The following is a 17985-nucleotide window of genomic DNA, read 5'->3' as shown; positions in this document are numbered from 1 at the left end:
CGGCTCGATGCCTGCAGTGAGGGCTGCGCGTCGGCAGGCGGCAAGCTGGCGCCAGGCGGGTTCGGGCAAAAAGCGCGCCGATGCGTCGCGCCGACGCAAGCCTCAGGCCGACTCGACGACGACCGGTATGCCGATCCCGAGTGCCGCGGCGAGCGGCGAGGCCGGTTGCGCCAGTTCGCCGATCGTGTGGCGGTCGAGTTCGGCGAAAAACGCGTCGCGGGCGGCAACCAGCACGCCCTTGAGCCGGCAGTGCGGCTCGATCACGCAGGAGCGGTGCTCGACGCCGTCGTTCGCGCCGCCGAAACAGCCCACCAGCGCGAAATCGTTCTCGCTCGCGCGCACCACCTCGCCCACCGTCAGCGCCGACGAGCGTGCGCTCGCGCGCAGCCCGCCGTTGCGGCCGCGCACCGTCTCCACCCAGCCCAGTTCGCCAAGCCGCTGCACCACTTTCATCAGGTGATTTTTCGAAATCCCGTACGCATCCGAGATTTCCTGGATCGTCGACAGCCCTTCGCCGCGAACCGCCAGAAACAGCATCACGCGCAGCGAATAATCCGTGTAGTCGGTCAGTCTCATGAGCGAAATCGATCGTGTCGTTGGAGTGCCCGGCTATCCGGCACGCTGCGATGGGCAAACGTACCGTCTCAGGAATCGCGGGATAATATGCGCCCTTGAAGCACTTTTTTTGGATGGCCGAGGGCTATTGTGCGACAAAATCACGCCCCCGTACCGGCCTCATTCCCAGCCCGACGATGAAGCTCTCCCACGATTCGGCCTCGAACGCCGCCTCCGCGCCGGCCCCGCGCGCCACCGAACCGACCGCCAACAACATCCGCGAGCTGGTCGATGCGTTCTACGACCAGGTGCGTGCCGACCCGCTGCTCGGCCCCGTGTTCGGCGCGAAACTCGACGGCCACTGGGACGAGCATCTGCCGAAAATGCAGGCGTTCTGGTCGAACCTGGTGCTCGGCACCAAGGGCTATCGCGGCAACGTGCAGGCCAAGCACCAGCCGCTCGACGGCCTCGAACCGGCGCATTTCAGCCGCTGGCTCAAGCTGTTCCTCAAGACGGTCGATGCGCGCTATGTGCCGGCCGCGGCCGTGCGCTTCATGGAACCGGCGCTGCGCATCGCACAAAGCCTGCAATTGAGCCGCTTCGGCTGGGATTACGTGATTCCGGCCGAGCAGCAGGCGCTGCTCGATGCGATCTCGCCGAAACGCGTGCGCGACGACGATGCGCACCCCGCCCCGCCCGAACGGCCACGCGGCGAGCCGTTTCCGGCCCGGATCATCGGCCGTTCGGCGGACGAGGATGCCTGAGGCGCAAAGCGCAAGCCCGAGGTTTGAAATGGCGGGCCGGCCCTAGCCGACGAAGCCGTCCAGCCAGCCCTTGAGCGCACCGATGTCGCGGAACGCCAGCAGATCGCCGGCCAGTTCGGCCTGCGCCCGTTGGAGCGCGGCGATATCGTCGCCGAGCGTGCGCAGTGCATTCTCGGGCGACAGCACCGTGGATGCCCCGATCCCGTAGCCATGCCGGAAATCGTTCTCGACGCGATGCAGTTCGCGATCGAGCGAGCCCAGTTGCGCCTTCAGCATGCCGTTGTAATGTTGCAACAGATCGTCACCGGCACCGGCCAGCCGTTCGGCGTCGGCCGGCCCCAGATCGCGTTCGAGTTCGAGCAGTTGCAGCAGATCCTGCTTGTCGTACGCGCGGTTCAGGCGCTGCATCAGCGCGGTCTTGCGCTCGCGCTCGACCGGATCGGGCTCGCGGTCGGGATGCAGCGCGCTGGCGAGGCGGCGATAAAGGTCGCGCAGCGAGCGGCTGACCTGGGCTGGCGGCAGGTCCGGCACGCCGCTGGCGGCAGCGGCCGCTTCGTCCTCATCGGCCTGCGGCCGTTCGCCGCCCTGACCCGAGGCAGCCTCTTCATCAGCGGATTCGACTTTGCGCCTGGCCGCGCGCTGACGCTCCGCGCGCTCGCTCTGACGCGCCTGCCGGGCCTCGGCGTGGGCGTTCGCACGTGCTTCCTGCTCGTCGAGTTCGGCCTGAATCCGCGCCATCATCGCTTCTTCCGATTCGGCTTCCGGCTCGGCGGCCGGCGCATCCGCATCCGGCGCCGATGCGGCCCGATCGCGCGAACGCGAGCGCGCGCGCCGCGACGAGCCGCCGGAACGAGCCTCGCCCTCGGCCTGCCCCGGAAAGCGATGGCGCGCCACGATCGCGCGCAATTCGCGATCCGTCTCGCCGCCGAGCAGCGGCCGCACGAAATGGACGATCAATTCGGCCACCAGCGCACGCTCGGCACGCGTCAGCCCCTTCATGTCGAACGCCACGTCGAGCTGGCGCACCAGCTCCGTCTCGCGCGCCGTCACGTCGCGGGCCAGCGGCACCCATTCGTCGACGTAGCGCTGCTGGAACGCCGGCCAGACCGTTTCCCACGCGCGCAGCCGCTCGCGTCGCGCCGCGACCTGGCGGGTCAGTGCGTTGAACTGGCGTTGCGAGGCAGACAAGCCGGCGGAGCCGGTGGCGGGCACCAGCAGGATGGCGCTGGACGATGCGTCGGTCATGAGCGGAAACGGCGTGAGAATTCGGGAAAGCCGCGATGGTAGCGGGCGCATGGCACGCCGTCGAGCCGCGAGCCGCCAGCGGGCGATGCCGCGCGCATCAACCCGCGTCGCGCGGTTCGCCGTCGTGACGGCCCCAGCGCGCGAGCGCCGCATCGTCGCTGCTGCGCGCATCGACCCAGCGTTCGCCGGCCGGCGTGCTTTCCTTCTTCCAGAACGGCGCCTGGGTCTTCAGGTAATCCATCACGAACTCGCACGACGCGAACGCCTCGCCGCGATGCGCGGAGACGGTCGCCACGAACACGATCTGGTCGAGCGGCACGAGCCGGCCCACGCGATGGATGATCGCCACCTCAATGCCGGGCCAGCGCGCGATCGCCTCGGCGGCGATCCCCTCCAGCGACTTCTCGGTCATGCCCGGATAGTGCTCAAGCTCCATCGCGGCGACCGTTTCGCCCTCGTTGAGATCGCGCACGGTGCCGACGAAGCAGGCCACCGCGCCGATCTTCGGGTTGCGCGCGCGCAGCGCGGCCAGCTCGGTGCTGACGTCGAAATCCTCGGTCTGAACGCGTACCGTCGCCATCGCGCCTCCTCAGCCGCCCGTCACGGGCGGGAAAAACGCGACTTCGCAGCCGTCGGTGATGCGCGTGCCGGCATCGGTCATCACATGGTTGCAGGCCATGCGCAGCGCGCGGCCGTCGGCCAGCGTATCGGCCCAGACACCGCCGCGCGCGCGCAGCCAACCGCGCACGTCGCCGACAGTCGCGATGCCGTCCGGCACCGTCACGGATTCGCTGGCGACACCGAGCGCCTCGCGCACGCTGGCAAAGAATTTCAGTTCGATGTTCATCTGTCACGCAGCCCGGCCGTCAGCCGAGCAATTCGGAAAAGGGAATGAAACGGACCGTCTCGCCCGCGCTGATCGCGTGGTTCGGCGGATTGTCGATCAGGCCATCGGCCCAGACGGTCGAGGTCAGCACGGCCGAACTCTGGTTCGGGTACAGATCGAGGCCGCCGGCGTCGTTGACGCGCGCGCGCAGGAATTCGTTGCGACGATCGCCGCTGCGCTGCGTGAAATCGGCGCGCAGCGACAGCGCACGCGGCGCCACCTGCGTCGCACCGGCCAACCGCAGCAGGAACGGCCGCACGAACAGCAGGAACGTGACGAAGCTCGACACCGGGTTGCCGGGCAGGCCGATGAAATGCGCCTCGCCCGCCGGCGCCCCATCGCTCGCGCTTCCGCCCTCGCGGCGCACCGCGCCGTAGGCGAGCGGCTTGCCCGGCTTCATCGCGATCTGCCACAGCGACAGCCGGCCTTCTGCCTCGACAGCCGGCTTGACGTGATCCTCATCGCCCACCGACACGCCCCCACTCGTCACGATCAGGTCGTGGCCGCGCGCCGCCTCGCGCAGCGTGGCGCGCGTCGCATCGAGCGAATCGGGCACGATGCCGAAATCGCTGACCTCGCAGCCGAAGCGCGCCAGCAAGCCGCGCAGCGTGAAACGGTTCGAGTTGTAGATCGCACCGGGCTTGAGCGGCTCGCCCGGCATCGTCAGTTCGTCACCCGTGAAGAACACCGCCACCTTCACGCGCCGCCGCACCGTGAGGCTCGCGCAGCCCACCGAGGCGGCCAACCCGAGCGCCTGCGGCCCGAGCCGCGTGCCGGCCGGCAGGATCACGGCGCCGCGCCGGATGTCGGCGCCCTGCGCGGTGATCCATTCGCCGGCCTTCGGCGTGTGGAGGATGTCGACCTCGTCGCCGGCCGCCGCAGCCTGCTCCTGCATGACGACGGCATCGGCGCCGGGCGGCACCGATGCGCCCGTGAAGATCCGCGCCGCGGTGCCGGCCGCCAGCGGCGCGGCCGGATGGCCGGCCGGAATCCGCTGCGAGACGGGCAGGCGGCGATCGCCCTGCGTCAGGTCGGCCACACGCACGGCGTAGCCGTCCATCGCGCTGATCGCCATCGGCGGCACGTCGAGCGGCGACACCACGTCGGCCGCGAGCACGCGGCCCAGTGCATCGAGCGTCGGCACGGTTTCGGCATCCGTGAGCGGCACGGCCGCGCCGAGCAAGGCGGCAAGCGCGTCGGCGGTCGACAGCATCGGGGCGCGGGGAGCCTGGGGAGCGGGATTCGACATCTCGGTGATCGTGGGGGAAAGCGGAAGCCACATTGTAGCGAGCGCGCCGGCCGGCTGTGCGCTCAACGCGCAACGTCCGGCGAGCGACGTCGGCCCCAAAGAAACGGCCGCGACGGCGTGGAGCCGTCGCGGCCGTGGCGCACGGCGGCGAGCCGAACCGGGCAGCCGAAGCCGTCCGTTTCCACCCGCGCGCCGTGGCGGCGGATCAGTCGCCCGTATGCGCGGCGATGAAATCCTTGACGTGCTGCGCGTCGGCCTTGACCACCTCGAAACGCTGCGGCAGCGCCTCGATGCCGTCGAACGCCGACGGCCGCTCGGCCTCGCGGCCCAGCGCCTCGCGGATCGTCTCGCCGAACTTGATCGGCTGCGCCGTTTCGAGCACCACCATCGGCACGCCCGGCTGCAGATGTTCGCGCGCGACCTTCACGCCGTCGGCCGTATGCGTATCGATCATCGTCGAATAGCGCGCGTAGACATCGCGGATCGTCGCCAGGCGATCGTCATGCGTACTGCGGCCCGACACGAAGCCGAACTGCGCGACGCGGGCGAAATCGCCGCTCTTCGCCAGATCGAAGCCGCCGTGCTGCTCGACATCGCGGAACAGTTGCACGACACGCGCCGGGTCGCGGCCGAGCAGATCGAACACGAAGCGCTCGAAGTTCGAGGCCTTCGAGATATCCATGCTCGGGCTGCTGGTGTGATACGTGTTCTCGGCGCCGCGCACGCGATACGCGCCGGTGCGGAAGAACTCGTCGAGCACGTCGTTCTCGTTGGTGGCCACCACCAGCTTCTCGATCGGCAGGCCCATCATGCGCGCGATATGGCCCGCGCAGACATTGCCGAAATTGCCCGACGGCACCGTGAACGACACGCGCTGGTCGTTGCTCGTGGTGGCCGCGAAATAGCCCTTGAAGTAGTAGACGACCTGCGCCACCACGCGTGCCCAGTTGATCGAATTGACCGTGCCGATCTTGTGCTTCGCCTTGTAGGCGTGATCGTTCGAGACGGCCTTGACGATGTCCTGCGCGTCGTCGAACACGCCTTCCACGGCCAGGTTGAAGATGTTCGGGTCCTGCAGGCTGTACATCTGCGCCGACTGGAACGCGCTCATCTTCTTGTGCGGCGACAGCATGAACACGCGCACGCCGGCCTTGCCGCGCATCGCGTATTCGGCGGCGCTGCCGGTGTCGCCCGAGGTCGCGCCGAGGATGTTCAGCGTCTCGCCGTGCTTGGCCAGCGTGTACTCGAACAGGTTGCCGAGCAACTGCATCGCCATGTCCTTGAACGCCAGCGTCGGGCCGTTCGACAGTTCGAGCAGCGCGAGCGTGGTGCCGCCCTCGGTGCCGAGCAGCTTGATCGGCGTGATGTCGGCCGCGTTCTCGCCATGGCGCGTGTTGCTGTAGACGTCGGCGCGGTAGGTCCGGCGCGTCAGGTCGCGCAGGTCGTCGGCCGGGATGTCGTCGCTGAACTTCGAGAGGATCTCGAACGCCAGTTCCGCGTACGGCAGCGCGCGCCAGCGCGCCAGTTCGTCCGCCGACACGCGCGGGTACGCGGCCGGCAGATACAGGCCGCCGTCTTTGGCCAGGCCACCCAGCAGGATGTCCGAGAATGTGTGGCGCTCGCCGATGCCGGCGCCGCGCGTCGAAATGTAATTCATGTCGTGTCTCAGTTGAGCGCTTCCATGCGCAGCTTCGTGACCTGCGAGCGGACCGTCGAGAGCGCCTCGATGCGGGCGATCGCCGCGTTCACGTTGCGTTCGATCGTCACGTGCGTGATCAGGATGATGTCGGTCTCGCCGTTGTTGCTGTCGACCTGCTCGGATTCCTTCTGCAGCAGCGCGTCGATCGAGATGCCCGAATCGGCCAGGATGCGCGTGATGTCGGCCAGCACGCCGGTTTCGTCGGCCACGCGCAGGCGCAGGTAGTAACCGCTCGTCACGTCCTCGATCGACAGGATCGGCGTGTTCGACAGGCTTTCCGGCTGGAACGCCAGATGCGGCACGCGGTGCTCCGGGTCGGCGGTGTGCAGGCGCGTGACGTCCACCAGGTCGGCCACCACGGCCGAGGCGGTCGGCTCGGCGCCGGCGCCCTTGCCGTAGTACAGCGTGGTGCCCACCGCGTCGCCGTGCACCACGACCGCGTTCATCGCGCCTTCCACATTGGCCAGCAGGCGCTTTTCCGGGATCAGCGTGGGATGCACGCGCAGCTCGATGCCCTTCTCCGCGCGACGCGCGATGCCGAGCAGCTTGATGCGGTAGCCGAGTTCCTCCGCGTAGCGCAGATCGGTGGCCGCGAGCTTGCTGATGCCCTCGACGTAGGCGCGGTCGAACTGCACCGGCACGCCGAACGCGATCGCGCTCATGATGGTGGCCTTGTGCGCGGCGTCCACGCCTTCGATGTCGAAGGTCGGATCGGCTTCCGCGTAGCCCAGTTCCTGTGCGGCCTTCAGCGCCGTCGCGAAATCGAGGCCGCGGTCGCGCATTTCCGACAGGATGTAGTTCGTGGTGCCGTTGATGATGCCGGCGATGTACTGGATGCGATTGGCCGTCAGGCCTTCGCGCAGCGCCTTGATGATCGGGATGCCGCCGGCGACGGCGGCCTCGAAGGCCACCATCACGCCCTTCGCGCGCGCGGCCGCGAAGATCTCGCTGCCGTGCACCGCGAGCAGCGCCTTGTTGGCGGTCACGACATGCTTGCCGTTGGCGATCGCGCGCAACACCAGCTCGCGGGCGATGCCGGTGCCGCCGATCATTTCGGCGACGATCGAGATCGACGGGTCATCGACGGCGGCGTGGAAATCGCTGGTCACGTCGAGGCTCGCGCCGCCGAGCGCGGCTTGCGCCTTCGCCGGGTTGCGGACCGCGATGCGCGTGATCTCGATGCCCCGGCCGGCGCGCCGTTTGATTTCTTCCTGATTGCGGCGCAGCACCTCGAAGGTGCCGCCGCCGACGGTGCCGAAGCCCAACAGGGCGACTTTGATCGGTTCCATGCTGCGTGTGGTCTTGTATGAAGTTGAATGAAGGCGGAACGGGCAGCCGGTCAGGCGGCGTGGCGTTTGCGGTAGCCGTCGAGGAAACGCGCGATTCGGTTGATCGAATCGGTCAGATCGTCGATGTTCGGCAGGAACACGACCCGGAAGTGATCGGGCGTGGGCCAGTTGAAGCCCGTGCCCTGCACGAGCAGCACGCGTTCCTTGAGCAGCAGGTCGAGAATGAACTGCTGGTCGTTCTGGATCGGGTAGAGCTTCGGATCGAGGCGCGGGAACATGTAGAGCGCCGCGTCGGGCTTCACGCAAGTGACGCCCGGAATCGAGGTCAGCATGTCGTAGGCCACCTCGCGCTGGCGGTACAGGCGGCCGCTGGGCACGATCAGCTCGTTGATGCTCTGGTAGCCGCCGAGCGCGGTCTGGATCGCGAACTGGCCGGGCACGTTCGCGCACAGCCGCATCGACGACAGAATGCCGAGCCCTTCGAGATAATCCTTCGCCCGGCGGCGGTTTTCGCCCGTCAGGCCGGACACGAACATCCAGCCGGCACGGTAGCCGCACGAACGGTAGCTCTTCGAGAGGCTGTTGAACGTGACCGTGATCACGTCCTCGGACAGCGAGCCGAGCGCGGTGTGGGTCTTGCCGTCGTAGATGATCTTGTCGTACACCTCGTCGGCGAAGATCACCAGGCCATGCTCGCGCGCGATCGCGATCAGTTCGCGCAGCAGATCGTCCGAATAGAGCGCGCCGGTGGGGTTGTTCGGGTTGATCACCACCAGCGCCTTGGTGTTCGGCGTGATCTTGCGGCGGATGTCGTCCGGGTCGGGCATCCAGCCGTTCTGCTCGTCGCAGATGTAATGCACGGGCGTGCCGCCCGACAGGCTGACCGCGGCCGTCCACAGCGGGTAGTCGGGCGCCGGCAGCAGCACTTCGTCGCCGTCGTTGAGCAGCCCCTGGGTGGCCATCACGATCAGTTCCGACGCGCCGTTGCCGATGTAGATGTCGTCGAGTTCGACGCCTTTCACGCCCTTTTCCTGCGTGTAGTGCATGACGGCCTTGCGCGCCGAGAACACGCCCTTCGAATCCGAGTAGCCCGATGCGTTCGGCAGCGCGCGGATCATGTCCTGAATGATTTCATCCGGGGCTTCGAAACCGAACGCCGCCAGGTTGCCGATATTCAGCTTGATGATCTTGTGGCCTTCGTCTTCGAGGCGCTTGGCGTGCTCGAGCACCGGGCCGCGAATGTCGTAGCACACGTTGAGCAGCTTGTTGGATTTCTGAATCGGTTTCACGGCAGGCACGTTCCTGGGCAAGGCTTGGCGAAGCTGGGGGAAGGAGGTCCACAACTGGAGAGCGGCCGGTCGGTGCGCGCTGTTCAGGAGACGGTCGGAAGCGAGGCCGGACGCGGCTTGTGGCAACGCGCGACGCAAATGCCGCCCGGTGGCAGCTAAAAAGCTATAATTTAGCGGATTTTCACCCGCTTTCGCAATGCACCAATCCGGCTCGACCGCCTGCGCACGGCACACCGGCGCCGCGCGCGGCCACCGGCTGCGGCGCCCGGCAGCCGCCTCCGGCGGCCCTGCCCGGCCAGTCGGAGCCGTCGGAGCGGCCCACCCGACACCGCGGACAACGATTTGAAACTACACCAGGAACCGAGCGACGCGCTCAATACCGTCACCGGCTACGGCCCCGATTACGTCGAGATCAACCTGCAGCGCCATGACGGCAGCGTGCTCGTCCTGCCGGACGCGCCCGTCGCACCGTGGCCCGTCGAGGCGTTCGACGCGCTCGCCGCCGAGCATTTCGCGATGCTGCTCGATTCCGCCCCGGAAGTCGTGATCTTCGGCAGCGGCGCGCGATTGCGGTTCCCCCACCCGCGGCTGACTGCCGCACTCACGGCGCGCCGGATCGGCGTGGAAACGATGGATTTCCAGGCCGCCTGCCGCACCTACAACATCCTGATGTCCGAGGGCCGCAAGGTCGCCGCCGCGCTGCTGATCGAACGCGCGGCGCAATAAACGGCAACAGGCAGACGAACCGGCGCCCGCTCCCATCGAACCCGGCCCGCGTGACACCCGTTTGAAAGCGACGTTAATTGAACGTTAAGGCGCGATGCGTTACAAAGCCGGGCGGCATCGGTTCCCCTACCGGGAAACGATGCCGTACGTCGATGCCGCACCGCCCCCCGGGCCGGGCCGGTTTCCGATCTCCGCCATTCCAACAACGACCGTCTGACAGGCTGACCGACTCATGAACGATACGCCATCGAGGCTACCGCTCAACCGCGCCGCACTCCTCCTGATCGTGCTGGCACTCGCCCTGATCTGGTTCGGCCCGCTCGGGCTGCGCCATCTGATCCCCAGCGACGAGGGCCGCTACGCCGAAATGGCGCGCGAAATGTTCGCCACCGGCGACTGGATCACACCGCGCTACAACGGCTACAAGTATTTCGAGAAGCCGCCGATGCAGACCTGGATGAACGCGCTGACGTTCGCCTGGTTCGGCCTCGGCGAATGGCAGGCGCGCCTGTACACGGCGCTGGCCAGCTTCGCCGGCATCCTGTTCGTCGGCTACACCGGCGCGCGCGTGTTCAACCCGCTGGCCGGCCTGTGCGCCGCCGTGGTGCTCGCGTCCTCGCCATACTGGAACCTGATGGGCCACTTCAACACGCTCGACATGGGCCTGTCGTTCTGGATGGCCGTCACGCTCGGCGCGCTGCTGCTGGCGCAACGTCCCGGCCTGCCGACGCGCGCCACGCGCGGCTGGATGTGGCTGTGCTGGGCGTCGATGGCCGTGGCCGTGCTGTCCAAGGGGCTGATCGGCGTGGTGCTGCCCGGCGCGGTGCTGGTGCTCTACACGCTGATCGCCCGCGACTGGGCGCTCTGGAAGCGCCTGCACCTGGTGAGCGGCCTGCTGATCTTCTTCGCGATCGCCGCGCCGTGGTTCGTGCTGATGCAGCAGCGCAACCCCGAATTCTTCAACTTCTTCTTCGTGGTCCAGCAGTTCCGCCGCTACCTGACGCCCGAGCAGAACCGCCCCGGCCCCGTGTATTACTTCGTCGGCGTGCTGCTGGTGGGCTTCCTGCCGTGGCTGTCGATCGCGGGCCAGAGCCTGCGCCACGCCTGGCGCATGCCGCGTCAGCCGAACGGCTTCGCGCCGATGCTGGTGCTGCTGATCTGGACCGGTTTCATCTTCGTGTTCTTCAGCGCCTCGCACTCGAAGCTGGTGTCGTACGTGCTGCCGATCGCCCCGTCGCTGGCGCTGATGCTCGGCGCCTACCTGCCGCTGGTGGCGCGCGAGCGCTACCGCTGGCACCTGATCGGCTATCTGCTGTTCCTGATCGCGGCCGCCTGCGGCTGCATCGTGCTGGGCCGCCTTGGCGACGCCCGCACGCCGAACGCGCAGTACGTCGATTTCCAGCACTGGGTGTATGCGGCGCTGGCCGTCGCGTTCGTGCTGACGCTGCTCGCGCTGTCGATCAACCGCCGTGGCAAGGCCGGCATCGCCGCCACCGCCTTCGTGTTCGGTGCCGGCTGGCTGCTGTTCGGCACCATCGGGGGCACCGGCCACGACGCGTTCGGCCGCTACAGTTCGGGCGCGCTGCTCGCGCCTGCCGTGCGCGCCGAGTTCGCCAGGTTGCCGCCCGACACGCCGTTCTACTCGATCGAGATGCTCGACCACACCGTGCCGTTCTACGTGCGCCACACCACCACGCTGGTGGCCTATCAGGACGAACTGAGCTTCGGCATCGGGCAGGAACCGCAGAAATGGGTGCCGACCATCGCCGAGTGGGAACGCCGCTGGCGCAGCGGCAGCCCGGCGCTGGCGATGATGCGCCCCGAGCGCTACGACGCATTCGTCAAGCAAGGCCTGCCGATGACGGTGATCGCGCGCGACAATCGCCGCGTGATCGTCGCCACGCCGGCCGCGGCGTCGGCTGCAACACCGGCCGCCACGCCGCCCCAATCCTGAGCCTCCCAAGGACCGCCGTTCCGTGAATCCCGTTTCCCTCGTCTGCATCCTCATCGGCGTACTGCTCAACGCCGTCGCGCAATTGCTGCTCAAGGCCGGCGTCAACGCCGTCGGCCATTTCGACATTTCGCGCGCCAACATCATCCCGATCGGCTTCAAGATCGCCACGCAACTGCCGATCATCGGCGGCCTGAGCTGCTATGTGCTGAGCGTGGTGGTGTGGATCGTCGGGCTGTCGCGCGTGGACGTCTCGATCGCCTATCCGATGCTCTCGCTCGGCTACGTGCTCAACGCGTTCGCCGCCTGGTATCTGTTCGGCGAGGTGATGAGCCTGCAACGCCTGATCGGCATCGGCATCATCCTGATCGGCGTGGTGGTGCTGGCGCGCGGCTGAAGCGCCGCAGGGGGCCGCCGGCGCCATCGCGGCAATCCCCCTTCCCCCCACAAAAAGAGACGTTGTACTCTCGCGAACCAGTGTTTAATGCGCATGCCGGATCGCATGAGATCCGGCCCCATTTAAAATCTACTCACCAGCCGACATGAGCCAGCCATCCGTTCCGTTTCTGCCGATGACCCGCCCGGAAATCGACGAGGACACCATTCAGGGCGTCACCGAAGTGCTCCGCTCCGGCTGGATCACGACCGGCCCGCAGAACCAGCGCTTCGAAGCGGCGCTGTCCGACTATTGCGGCGGCCGCCCGGTGCGCACGTTCAACTCCGGCACCGCCACGCTCGAGATCGGCCTGCGCATTGCCGGCGTCGGCCCGGGCGATGAAGTCATCACCACGCCCGCGAGCTGGGTTGCGACCAGCAACGTGATCCTCGAAGTGGGCGCCACGCCGGTGTTCGTCGATATCGACCCGGTCACGCGCAACCTCGATCTCGACGCGCTCGAACGCGCGATCACGCCGCGCACCAAGGCCGTGATTCCGGTCTACCTCGGCGGGCTGCCAGTCGACATGGACCGCCTGTACGCCATCGCCCGTTCGGCCGGCCTGCGCGTGATCGAGGATGCCGCGCAGGCGCTCGGCTCGTCGTGGAAGGGCAAGCGGATCGGCGCGTTCGGCGATCTGGTCTCGTTCAGCTTCCACCCGAACAAGAACGTCACCTCGATCGAGGGCGGCGCGCTGGTGCTCAACGATGAAGACGAAGCACAGCTCGCGCAGAAATACCGCCTGCAGGGCGTGACGCGCACCGGCCTCGACGGCATGGACTGCGACGTGCTCGGCGGCAAGTACAATCTGACCGACGTCGCGGCCCGCGTGGGCCTCGGCCAGCTCGGCCAGATCGACCGCTTCACGGAAGTGCGCCGCCAGCTCGCCCGCGCCTACTTCGACGGCTTCGCCGGCGGCCCGGCCGCGGCGCTCGGCATCGGCCTGCCGGTGGCCGAGTTCGCGCACGGCAACTGGCACATGTTCCAGATCACGCTGCCGCTCGAACGGCTCGCGATCACGCGTGGCGACTTCATGGCGCAGCTCAAGGAGCACGGCATCGGCTCGGGCGTGCACTACCCGGCGATCCACCTGTTCACGCTGTACCGCGCGCTCGGCTTCCGCGAAGGCATGTTCCCGCACGCCGAGCGCTTCGGCGCGTCGACCGTCACGCTGCCGCTCTTCACGCAGATGAGCGAGGCCGACGTGACGCGCGTCGTCAGCGCCGTCAACCAGATTTGCGAACGATACGGAAAATAAGCGGAAATGACTCACCCCGAAACACGCGCCATGAACCCGGAAGTCTCGATCGTCATCCCCGTGTACAACGAGGAAGCCGGGCTGGCCGCGCTCTTCTCCCGCCTGTATCCGGCGCTCGACGCACTCGATGCGTCGTACGAAGTGATCCTGATCAACGACGGCAGCCGCGACCGCTCCGCCGCCCTGCTCGCCGAGCAGTTCCGCAAGCGCCCGGACACGACGCGCGTGGTGCTGCTCAACGGCAACTACGGCCAGCACATGGCGATCCTGGCCGGCTTCGAGCAGTCGCGCGGCCAGATCGTCATCACGCTCGACGCCGACCTGCAGAATCCGCCCGAGGAAATCGGCAAGCTGGTGCACAAGATGCGCGAAGGCTACGACTACGTCGGCACGATCCGCATGCAGCGCCAGGACAGCCTGTGGCGCCGCAAGGCCTCGGCCGTGATGAACCGGTTCCGCGAGCGCATCACGCGCATCAAGATGACCGATCAGGGCTGCATGCTGCGCGCGTACAACCGCCAGATCATCGACACCATCAACCGCTGCGGCGAGGTCAACACGTTCATCCCGGCGCTGGCCTACACGTTCGCGCAGAACCCGACCGAAATCGACGTCGCGCACGAGGAACGCTTCGCCGGCGAATCGAAGTATTCGCTCTACAGCCTGATCCGCCTGAACTTCGACCTCGTCACCGGCTTCTCGGTGGTGCCGCTGCAATGGCTGTCGTTCGTCGGCGTGATCCTGTCGATCGGCTCGGCCGGGCTGTTCCTGCTGCTGCTGATCCGCCGCTTCGTGATCGGCGCCGAAGTCCAGGGCGTGTTCACGCTGTTCGCCATCACGTTCTTCATGCTCGGCGTGATCATCTTCGCGCTCGGCCTGCTCGGCGAATACATCGGACGAATCTATCAACAGGTCCGCGCCCGCCCGCGCTACCTGATCCAGACCGTGCTCGAGGAGCGCCACGACCGTGCGTCGCTGCCGCTGCCCGGCACCCAGGAGGCATCGCGATGAAATCGCGCGCGGTGGTATTCGCGTATCACAACGTCGGCGTGCGCTGCCTGCAGGTGCTGCTCGCGCGCGGCGTCGAGGTGGCGCTGGTCGTCACCCACGAGGACAGCCCGACCGAGAACATCTGGTTCGGCAGCGTCGCGTCGGTGGCGCGCGAGCACGGCATCCCGGTGCTGACGCCGGCCGATCCGGCCGCCGCCGAACTGCGCGAGGCCGTCTCGGCGGCCCGGCCCGATTTCATCTTCTCGTTCTATTACCGGCACATGCTGCCGGTCGCGCTGCTGGCGCTCGCGCCACGCGGCGCCTACAACATGCACGGCTCGCTGCTGCCGAAGTACCGCGGCCGCGTGCCGACCAACTGGGCGGTGCTGAACGGCGAAACCGACACCGGCGCGACGCTGCACGAAATGGCCGCCAAGCCCGATGCCGGCGCCATCATCGGCCAGACGGCCGTGCCGATCCTGCCCGACGACACCGCCGCGCAAGTGTTCGACAAGGTGACGGTGGCCGCCGAGCAGACGCTCTGGCGCGTGCTGCCGGCGCTGCTGGCCGGCGAGGCGCCGCATCTGCCGAACGATCTGTCGCAGGGCAGCTACTTCGGCGGGCGCAAGCCCGAGGACGGCCGCCTCGACTGGTCGAAGCCGGCCGCCGAGGTCTACAACCTGATCCGCGCGGTCGCGCCCCCTTATCCGGGCGCGTTTGTCGACCTGCACGGCACGCGTTTCGTGGTCGCGCGCGCGCGGCTCGCGGCGCCCGGCTCGCCGGCCGCACAGGCCGCGCGGGAATTGCCGGCAGGCCTGCACGTAAGCGATAATGCGCTATTCGGCGTCTGCGGCGACAGCCGCGCCGTCACCATCCTCGAGCTGCGCGAGCAGCCCGACGGCCGTCCGGAACACGAAACGGTCGTCTCTCCCGCTCAATTCGCGCAGTTCATTGATTCTTCCCGTCAGTCATGAAAGCAAAAAAAGTCCTGATCCTGGGTGTGAACGGCTTCATCGGCCATCACCTGTCCAAGCGCATTCTTGAAACCACCGATTGGGAAGTGTTCGGGATGGACATGCAGACCGATCGGCTTGGCGATCTCGTCAATCACGAGCGGATGCACTTCTTCGAAGGCGACATCACGATCAACAAGGAATGGGTCGAGTACCACGTCAAGAAGTGCGACGTGATCCTGCCGCTGGTCGCGATCGCCACGCCCGCCACTTACGTGCAGCAGCCGCTGCGCGTGTTCGAACTCGATTTCGAGGCGAACCTGCCGATCGTGCGTTCGGCCGTCAAGTACGGCAAGCACCTGGTGTTTCCGTCGACCTCCGAGGTCTACGGTATGTGCTCGGACGAGCAGTTCGACCCGGACGCCTCGGCGCTGACCTACGGCCCGATCAACAAGCCGCGATGGATCTACGCGTGCTCGAAGCAGTTGATGGATCGCGTGATCTGGGGTTACGGCATGGAAGGCCTGAACTTCACGCTGTTCCGCCCGTTCAACTGGATCGGCCCGGGCCTCGACTCGATCTACACGCCGAAGGAAGGCAGCTCGCGCGTGGTCACGCAGTTCCTCGGCCACATTGTGCGCGGCGAGAACATCAGCCTCGTCGACGGCGGCTCGCAAAAGCGCGCGTTTACGTACGTGGACGACGGCATCAGCGCGCTGATGAAGATCATCGACAACCCGAACGGCGTCGCCTCGGGCAAGATCTACAACATCGGCAACCCGAGCAACAACTACTCGGTGCGCGAACTGGCCCACAAGATGCTCGAACTGGCCGCCGAATTCCCCGAGTACGCCGACATGGCCAAGCAGGTCCAACTGGTGGAAACCACCTCGGGCGCCTACTACGGCAACGGCTACCAGGACGTGCAGAATCGCGTGCCGAAAATCGACAACACGATGCAGGAACTCGGCTGGGCGCCGGTCTCGACGTTCGACGACGCGCTGCGCAACATCTTCGAAGCGTATCGCGGCCACGTGGCCGACGCGCGCGCGCTGGTCGAGCAGCAAGGCTGACGCGTTGGCCCGCATCGTCCTCAAGATCGACGTCGATACCCTTCGCGGCACCCGCGAAGGCGTGCCGAACCTCGCCCGCATCTTCGATCGTCACGCCGCACGCGCCACCTTCCTGTTCAGCCTCGGCCCCGACCACACCGGTTGGGCCATGCGCCGCGTACTGCGGCCGGGCTTCCTCAAGAAGGTGTCGCGCACCTCGGTGGTCGAGCACTACGGCATCCGCCAGTTGATGTACGGCGTGCTGCTGCCCGGGCCGGACATCGGGCGACGCGCGGTGGGCGAGATGCGCGCGATCCACGAGGCCGGCTTCGAGTGCGGGATTCACACCTGGGATCACGTCTACTGGCAGGACAACGTGCGGGCCCGCCCGCGCGACTGGACCGCCGGCGAGATGGGCAAGAGCCACGCGCGCTTCATCGAGATTTTCGGCGCGCCGCCGGCCACGCACGGCGCGGCCGGCTGGCAGATGAACGACAGCGCGTTCGAGCAGATCGACGCCTGGGGCATGCTCTACGCCTCGGACGGCCGCGGCCACGGCCCGTACCGGCCGGTCGTCGCGGGCCGTACGCTCGCGCATGTGCAGATGCCCACCACGCTGCCCACGCTCGACGAGGTGCTCGGCATCGACGGCATCGACGAATCGAACGTCGCCGCGCACCTGCTCAAGCTGACCGAACACAACTCGCACGATCAGGTGTTCACGCTGCACGCCGAGCTCGAAGGCCAGAAACTCGCGCCGATCTTCGAGCAACTGCTCGCCGGCTGGCGCGCACAAGGCCACACGTTCGCCACGATGGGCGACTATCATGCCGCGCTGGATTTCGATTCGCTGCCATCGTACCCTGTCATGTGGGGCGAAATTTCCGGCCGCTCCGGCGAGCTGATCGTCCAGCCCGACTGACTGCTCCCGCCTCCGTTTTCCCTCCCTCACGGCACGCCGCACGCGGCGTGCCGCCGATAACAACAGGAGAATCCCGTGTCCGTCGAAATCGACCGCGCCGTTCCCGATTTCACCGCGCCGGCAACAGGCGGCGACTTCACGCTGTCCGCGCTGAACGGCAAGAAGCTCGTGCTGTATTTCTATCCGAAGGACAACACGCCGGGCTGCACGACCGAAGGTCTGCAATTCCGCGATCTGTATCCGAAATTCCAGAAGGCGGGCGCGGAGATCGTCGGCGTGTCGCGCGACAGCCTGCGCTCGCACGACAATTTCAAGGCCAAGCTCGAACTGCCGTTCCCGCTGGTTTCGGATCCCGAAGAAACGCTCTGCGCGCTGTTCGGCGTCATGAAAATGAAGAAAATGTATGGCAAGGAAGTGCGCGGAATCGAGCGCTCGACCTTCCTGATCGACGCCGCCGGCGTGCTTCGCCAGGAGTGGCGCGGCATCAAGGTGCCGGGCCATGTCGACGAGGTGCTCGGCGCTGTACAAGCGCTTTGAGGCGGGTTATATTGGCCCGCAATGAATGCCCGTCAGCCCACTCTTTTTCGTAGCTGTGCAGGCGGTCAGCGCGAGGGTCGCTGGCCCGTAAGGTGCGCCGCTACGCTGCAAGAATCCGAGCCGCTTGTCCCTGTTCGGGGGAAGCGGCTTTTTTCATGGCCGTTTGCGGCGCGCACTGTCCGTC

General features: G+C 67.2%; 18 protein-coding genes. 10 read left to right on the top strand and 8 right to left on the bottom strand.

The window, feature by feature from the left end:
* Positions 1–102 precede the first annotated feature (102 nt).
* Positions 103–576, bottom strand: a complete 474-nt coding sequence (locus tag AB4851_RS24435; RefSeq protein WP_414445453.1) for an Rrf2 family transcriptional regulator — start codon at positions 574–576, stop codon at positions 103–105.
* Between the two features lie 176 nt (positions 577–752).
* Between AB4851_RS24435 and AB4851_RS24430 the strand changes: the two genes are divergently transcribed.
* Positions 753–1319, top strand: a complete 567-nt coding sequence (locus AB4851_RS24430) for a group III truncated hemoglobin (RefSeq protein ID WP_414451777.1) — start codon at positions 753–755, stop codon at positions 1317–1319.
* Positions 1320–1361: 42 nt separating this feature from the next.
* Here the strand turns inward: AB4851_RS24430 and AB4851_RS24425 are convergent, their stop codons facing one another.
* The 7 genes from AB4851_RS24425 to AB4851_RS24395 all read right to left on the bottom strand — a co-directional run bounded on the left by AB4851_RS24425 (position 1362) and on the right by AB4851_RS24395 (position 8976).
* Positions 1362–2564 (bottom strand): J domain-containing protein, encoded by a 1203-nt coding sequence (locus tag AB4851_RS24425; RefSeq protein ID WP_414451776.1) that lies wholly within the window; start codon positions 2562–2564, stop codon positions 1362–1364.
* A gap of 97 nt (positions 2565–2661) precedes the next feature.
* A complete protein-coding gene (gene moaE, locus AB4851_RS24420; RefSeq protein ID WP_414451775.1) occupies positions 2662–3144 on the bottom strand; it encodes a molybdopterin synthase catalytic subunit MoaE in 483 nt (160 codons plus the stop codon).
* A gap of 9 nt (positions 3145–3153) precedes the next feature.
* A complete protein-coding gene (moaD, locus tag AB4851_RS24415; RefSeq protein ID WP_414445457.1) occupies positions 3154–3411 on the bottom strand; it encodes a molybdopterin converting factor subunit 1 in 258 nt (85 codons plus the stop codon).
* A 19-nt stretch (positions 3412–3430) separates the two neighbouring features.
* Positions 3431–4699, bottom strand: a complete 1269-nt coding sequence (gene glp, locus AB4851_RS24410) for a gephyrin-like molybdotransferase Glp (RefSeq protein ID WP_414451774.1) — start codon at positions 4697–4699, stop codon at positions 3431–3433.
* Positions 4700–4904: 205 nt separating this feature from the next.
* Positions 4905–6356, bottom strand: a complete 1452-nt coding sequence (gene thrC, locus AB4851_RS24405; protein ID WP_414451773.1) for a threonine synthase — start codon at positions 6354–6356, stop codon at positions 4905–4907.
* A gap of 8 nt (positions 6357–6364) precedes the next feature.
* On the bottom strand, positions 6365–7687 hold the full coding sequence (locus AB4851_RS24400) for a homoserine dehydrogenase (protein ID WP_414451772.1): 1323 nt from the start codon (positions 7685–7687) through the stop codon (positions 6365–6367).
* A 50-nt stretch (positions 7688–7737) separates the two neighbouring features.
* Complete coding sequence (locus AB4851_RS24395) at positions 7738–8976, bottom strand: pyridoxal phosphate-dependent aminotransferase (RefSeq protein WP_414451771.1); 1239 nt, start codon at positions 8974–8976, stop codon at positions 7738–7740.
* 342 nt (positions 8977–9318) lie between these two features.
* Between AB4851_RS24395 and AB4851_RS24390 the strand changes: the two genes are divergently transcribed.
* The 9 genes from AB4851_RS24390 (at position 9319) to AB4851_RS24350 (ending at position 17801) form a co-directional block, all read left to right on the top strand.
* Positions 9319–9702, top strand: coding sequence for an Mth938-like domain-containing protein (locus AB4851_RS24390; RefSeq protein ID WP_414445462.1), 384 nt, complete (start codon positions 9319–9321; stop codon positions 9700–9702).
* A gap of 232 nt (positions 9703–9934) precedes the next feature.
* Positions 9935–11656, top strand: coding sequence for a glycosyltransferase family 39 protein (locus AB4851_RS24385; RefSeq protein WP_414451770.1), 1722 nt, complete (start codon positions 9935–9937; stop codon positions 11654–11656).
* 22 nt (positions 11657–11678) lie between these two features.
* Positions 11679–12050, top strand: a complete 372-nt coding sequence (locus AB4851_RS24380) for an SMR family transporter (protein ID WP_414451769.1) — start codon at positions 11679–11681, stop codon at positions 12048–12050.
* 145 nt (positions 12051–12195) lie between these two features.
* The gene (locus tag AB4851_RS24375) at positions 12196–13347 is read left to right on the top strand and encodes a DegT/DnrJ/EryC1/StrS family aminotransferase (RefSeq protein ID WP_414451768.1); all 1152 of its coding nucleotides are present in this window, start codon (positions 12196–12198) and stop codon (positions 13345–13347) included.
* 6 nt (positions 13348–13353) lie between these two features.
* Complete coding sequence (locus tag AB4851_RS24370; RefSeq protein WP_414451767.1) at positions 13354–14358, top strand: glycosyltransferase; 1005 nt, start codon at positions 13354–13356, stop codon at positions 14356–14358.
* Positions 14355–15311, top strand: coding sequence for a formyltransferase (locus AB4851_RS24365; RefSeq protein WP_414451766.1), 957 nt, complete (start codon positions 14355–14357; stop codon positions 15309–15311). Before AB4851_RS24370 ends, AB4851_RS24365 begins: the two co-directional genes overlap by 4 nt.
* Positions 15308–16363 (top strand): bifunctional UDP-4-keto-pentose/UDP-xylose synthase, encoded by a 1056-nt coding sequence (locus tag AB4851_RS24360; RefSeq protein ID WP_414451765.1) that lies wholly within the window; start codon positions 15308–15310, stop codon positions 16361–16363. Before AB4851_RS24365 ends, AB4851_RS24360 begins: the two co-directional genes overlap by 4 nt.
* A gap of 4 nt (positions 16364–16367) precedes the next feature.
* A complete protein-coding gene (locus AB4851_RS24355; protein WP_414451764.1) occupies positions 16368–17264 on the top strand; it encodes a 4-deoxy-4-formamido-L-arabinose-phosphoundecaprenol deformylase in 897 nt (298 codons plus the stop codon).
* A 75-nt stretch (positions 17265–17339) separates the two neighbouring features.
* Positions 17340–17801 carry a peroxiredoxin gene (locus AB4851_RS24350; RefSeq protein ID WP_414445470.1) on the top strand — a complete coding sequence of 154 codons (462 nt, stop codon included), beginning with the start codon at positions 17340–17342 and terminating at the stop codon, positions 17799–17801.
* The last annotated feature ends 184 nt before the right edge of the window (positions 17802–17985 follow it).

The sequence above is a fragment of the Burkholderia sp. 22PA0099 genome (genome assembly GCF_047497165.1).
Taxonomy (GTDB): Bacteria; Pseudomonadota; Gammaproteobacteria; order Burkholderiales; family Burkholderiaceae; genus Burkholderia.
Note: the sequence above shows the minus strand (reverse complement) of the source record. Positions and strands in the feature narration are given on the sequence as shown.